A 5,072-nucleotide genomic window follows, 5' to 3' on the forward strand; every position below is an offset into this window, starting at 1 on the left:
TACAGGATAGGGAGATCTATTGGGTAAATAACCGCAAAGATTCGGCAGTTAGTATTAATGCATCATTCCGCATTGCCGGTAAAATTCCGCAAATATGGCACCCAGAGTCGGGCCTGAGAGAAAATGTTTCCTATACCATTAGCGGAGGCATAACAAAGGTTGAACTTAACCTGCTGCCGAATGACGCTGTTTTTGTTGTATTTAAGGATAACGCTGTCAGGCTTTCTGTGAAAGTTGCGGCTGTAAAAAAAGAGACAATAACTACTATTAAAGGTAACTGGAAAGTAAGCTTCCCATCCGGATGGGGTGCACCTGCTTTGGCCGGTATGGATAGTTTATCATCATGGACAAGCAATCCCGATAAAGGGATCAAATATTTTTCGGGCACGGCTGTTTACACCAAATTATTGACTATACCGGCAAAAGGGTTGAAAAAGGGTTCGGCAACCTGGCTCGACCTTGGTGAGGTAAAGGATATTGCCGAAGTAAGTGTTAATGGAAAGCCGGTGGGTGTTTTATGGAAGCAGCCTTTCATGGTCGATATCAGCAAGGCCATCAAACCCGGGCAGAATACCATTGAAATAAAAGTGACCAATTCGTGGGTGAACAGGCTCATCGGGGATGCTCAAACAGATGCGGCAAAAAAATACACTTATGTAACCTGGAGTTTTTATGATGCTAATTCTCCCTTACAAAGTTCCGGTTTGCTGGGGCCGGTTAAAGTATTGTCGGTAACACATCAATAGCTGCACTTATTTAGATGGTGTTTTGAAATTAGTTTAAACCATGGTAATGAATTATTGCGCGTAATTATCATCCTGTACGAGTATTAAAACAACCTTATATGCTATTTTTTTCTCCCAGTGCGCTATTAGCCAGGCAATAAAGCTTAAAGTAAAAATATCGTTATTTTCTGCCTTGCTTAGCAGGTTTAAAACCGTGGTTTTGTACTTGGTGTCAAAAATTACGTCGGGTTTTAGCAGGTATTTTTCAACCATCTTTAAATACAATAACACCCGTTCTTCCGAAGTTTTTAGCAGGTATTTCTTATATCGCCGCCGGAAGCTGTTTAGCCGCGACATGGCCAGCTCGATGTTAGAGAACTGTGCCTGAACCAAGATTTCCATCAGGTTTTTTCTGATGGTCCATAGCATGCCCATCTTTTTTTCGTACCAGGCATCAGTGCGTGTCAGTAAAGTCAACTGTTTCAAGCTTCCGCGATCATTACACAGTGCTAAAAACATGGTGAGGCATATTCGTAGATCCTCAATATCTTCTGCTTTAGATGCCTGCCTGGTATTGGAGAGCGATTCATTTAATAACGGTATCGCCTTGTCGGCAAATCCTGTAAAAAACAGGTTGAGTGCAGCGAGCAACTGATAGCGTAAATAAAACAATGTGTAGTAGCGGTTATCCGTCTGCATTAAATTCATCATTTTTTTAAGATAGGATGTGCTCTCTGCAAAATTCTTTCGCCTTAATTGAAAATTTGCTAAAAAATACAGGATGGATATATGGTAAAAAAGATAGGAATGTTTGTTATCTGGCCGGTTTTGTATAAACTGATCTGTACGGTTGATATAGCGCTCTATTAATGTATAATTTTGCTGTATTGCCGCGTACTCATTCGCTATAAAAAGAATCTGGTAGATGGATTTGTAGGTCATCAGATCCTGTACAGAAATTTTATATTTCCTGATCGTAGTTATCACCAGGGCCGTCAGATTAACGATCTTCCCTTTCAGATGTATCTCCTGAAGTTCCAGCCTCAAAAAGGCATAGGCCATATTAAGTTTAGCCTCGCGTTGCATATCAAGCTGGTTACGCTGGAAACGCGATGTCAAAGCTTCAAGATTCTCTGCGCCGGGAAGATGGGCATACTGTAATTTCAACAGTAAAAGTTCGTTCAATAAATTAAACTGTTCTAGATGTTCGGCCATCCGTTCAGCCTTATCCAAACATTTAAACGCTACTTTAACCACATCATTTTCTAACAAAAAGCGCCCCACCACAAGCAGGCGCAGTGCATCGTAGGTATCAGCGTTATTGTTTGCGAAGATTTTTTGTGATAGGAATAGCAGTAGGTTATCCTGTAGTCGTTTACGCAATGCATGGTATGCATCATTATTTTTCTCCGGTTTATAAAGCTTATTTATACCATTGATATCGTCAGTTTCTATTAAATTAAGTAACCGCAGGTTTTTTACATCGTTCCTTTTGTTTTTCTGCTGTAAAAACTGCCTGAAAAGCTTCCTGTCGTTAGTATTAAGCAGGTTGATCAGCTCCGAAAGTGAATCCATATACATGTATAGCGTATATAAATGTACAAAACTTGCATATTATATCGTCAGTAATTTATATATTCTGCTTTTTTTAGCTCTGTTTTACATCAGACATTTGCTTTCATATTAATCATTAAAACAAAAAAATATGGAACCGCTACAACACAGAACAGAAGACAATTCATCCATTTTAAAACATGGCGAAAAAGTTAGAAACCCGTTTAAACCAACTGCCGCATTTATTGGCGCCTCGTGGTTTACCTTATTAACAGGCATAGTGGGATACTGCATAGGTTTATGGAATGCCAGTATGCAATTAAATGAAAAAGGCTACTATTTCACCATTTTATTATTCGGCTTGTTCGCGGTGATCTCCGTGCAAAAAAGCGTTAGAGACAGGTCTGAAGGGCTTGTAGTTACCGATCTTTACTACGGCCTGAGCTGGTTTGCCACTATTGCGGCAATGATATTATTGACGATAGGCTTATGGAATGCTGATCTTGCCCGAAGTGAAAAAGGTTTTTACGCCATGGCATTCTGCCTTAGTATGTTTTCGGCCATTGCCGTACAAAAAAATACCCGCGACGCTAAGATGTTTGAGGATAAAGAACTGTAACGTAGCGGTTGCATCTCCCGCAGCACCTTGCCTGGCAAGCCTGCGGGGTTTATTACGCACTGTGCAATTTCTTAAACTTCCGTACTAACCGGGCTATACAATGCTTAAAATACCCTCCTAAACCCATCACCGTTATTCATAGAATCTATCTGTGAATAAACAATGCCTGTAGTTTGTAGCTACAGGCATTTATGATCGTATCAATTTCAACCTAATTTGCCTCAAAAATCTAATTTATCCGGCACATATTAAGTCAATTACAAAAATAACGAACGCCTCTATTTGTAATCAGTCTAAATAAAGCTATATTTGCCGCATAATTAAGCCGCGCAGCGGGAACTGCGCGGCCAACCCCAAGCAAGTTGGGTTACTTTTCAAAGTCACTTAAAAAGTTATGCAAGTTAAAAAAATTTTGCTACTGGGTGCGTTTTGCGCCCACGCGTTAATTGTTAACGCCGTTCCGGGAAATGTAGTATCGGAATCTCATTTAAAAGCCTATGGTAAAAATTTACACAGAATTTCTGACGAAGAAGAACAAAAATACGGCACTATACGCGGCCGTGTAACTACTGCCGACGGCAATGTGGCCGAAATGATTACGGTAGCGCTAAAAAATACCAAATACGGCGCTGTTACCAACGAGGATGGCGAGTACCAGATAAAACGCGTACCGGCCGGCGATTATGTACTTGTAGTATCGGGTATAGGTTTATATCCTAAAGAAAAAGAGATCCACGTAAGCCCTAAAGGCACCGTTATAGCAGATTTTTCGCTGCTGGAAAATCAATCGCAGTTAGATGAGGTACAGGTTAACGCTCGCAAAAACAGGTTCAAAACCGATAAGGTTTCTTCATCGTTAAGGCTGCAGTCGCCACTTATTGAAGTGCCGCAAAATATACAGGTGATCAGCAGCCAGTTAATGGCCGATCAGCAGGTGTTTGATATAGTTGACGGCGTAACACGTAATGTGAGCGGTGCTGCAAGGGTTGGTCACTGGGATGCACAATATGCTAACATATTTATGCGCGGTACCAGTATACCTGCCTTTCGTAACGGTATGAACCAGAAAATGCCATGGGGACCGCTTGCTGACGATGCAGCTACCATTGAGCGTATCGAGTTTGTAAAAGGTCCGTCGGGCTTTATGATGGCCAACGGCGAACCCGGCGGTATATACAATGTAGTTACCAAAAAGCCTACCGGCCAAAACCGCAGTTCGATAAGCCTTAGCGGCGGTGGTTATAACCTGGGGCGTGCTGCAATAGACCTTGACGGTAAACTATCGCGTGATGGTAAATTATTGTTTCGACTTAACCTGGCTGCGCAAACCAAGGGCAGCTACAACAAATACAACTATACCGATAAGTATATTATTGCCCCGGTAGTAAGTTACCAGATAGATAGCAACACTTTAGTGACTGCCGAATACACCACCCAGCATGTTGAGGCACAGGCCTTAGGTAGTTATGGCTTTTCTCCTAAAGGATTTGGAGATACTCATCCAAGCTTTTTCCTGGGCGACCCATCGCTTGACCCGGCAAAACTGTATGATCACAACGTTACTTTGTACTTAAACCATAAATTAAACAGTAACTGGAAGCTTAATGCACAGGTAGCTTACATCAGGTATGGTTTGCTTGGTGGTACGCCATGGCCTACAACAATTGCGCCTAACGGCGATATGCGCAGAAACCTGAATATTAGCGAAGAGCTGGCCATTAACAAAAATGCGCAGGTAAGCATTATGGGCGATGTTGCTACCGGCCCCGTGATACACCGCATATTAACAGGTGTTGATATGGGTAATCTGAAAACCTGGGGAGATTTTTCGAGTGTTTCGGTGCCTGATCTGCAATTGGCCGGAAATGCTACTTTTAATATTTACAACCCGGTTTATGGTATACCATTCGCCAATATTCCGTTGTTCGATCGTTCAAGAAGCATTCAAAACCGTTCAGGTTCAAATACCTACTTTACCAATTTAACTTACACCGGTGTTTACGTACAGGACGAAATACGCATGCTGGATGAAAAACTACGACTTACACTTGCAGGCAGGTTTACACATTCGCAAACAGTTGCGCAAACCCGGCAAAAAGAAGCTACCGACAATGTTTTCACGCCAAGGGCCGGCTTAAGTTATTCTATAACAAATAACTTTAGTGTATATACCC

At 41.7% G+C, this 5,072-nt stretch carries 4 protein-coding genes; 3 read left to right on the forward strand and 1 reads right to left on the reverse strand.

Annotated elements, in window-relative coordinates; translation table 11 throughout:
• Positions 1–746 (forward strand): glycosylhydrolase-like jelly roll fold domain-containing protein (locus AAGC65_RS24815; RefSeq protein ID WP_343115155.1); only part of this gene is annotated, 746 nt, incomplete at its 5' end.
• Positions 747–797: 51 nt separating this feature from the next.
• Here the strand turns inward: AAGC65_RS24815 and AAGC65_RS24820 are convergent.
• On the reverse strand, positions 798–2,300 hold the full coding sequence (locus AAGC65_RS24820; RefSeq protein WP_343115156.1) for a hypothetical protein: 1,503 nt from the start codon (positions 2,298–2,300) through the stop codon (positions 798–800).
• Positions 2,301–2,430: 130 nt separating this feature from the next.
• Between AAGC65_RS24820 and yiaA the strand changes: the two genes are divergently transcribed.
• Complete coding sequence (yiaA, locus tag AAGC65_RS24825; RefSeq protein WP_343115157.1) at positions 2,431–2,898, forward strand: inner membrane protein YiaA; 468 nt, start codon at positions 2,431–2,433, stop codon at positions 2,896–2,898.
• A 394-nt stretch (positions 2,899–3,292) separates the two neighbouring features.
• On the forward strand, positions 3,293–5,072 hold a 1,780-nt coding region (locus tag AAGC65_RS24830; RefSeq protein ID WP_343115158.1), incomplete at its 3' end, for a TonB-dependent receptor.

Origin of the sequence: Mucilaginibacter sp., from assembly GCF_039207105.1 — a bacterium.
Classification (GTDB): Bacteria; Bacteroidota; Bacteroidia; order Sphingobacteriales; family Sphingobacteriaceae; genus Mucilaginibacter.

Excerpts from the sequence above, each read along its gene's own strand:
- yiaA (WP_343115157.1), top strand. The coding sequence starts at position 2,431 with ATGGAACCGCTACAACACAGAACAGAAGACAATTCATCCATTTTAAAA.
- AAGC65_RS24820 (WP_343115156.1), bottom strand. The coding sequence starts at position 2,300 with ATGGATTCACTTTCGGAGCTGATCAACCTGCTTAATACTAACGACAGG.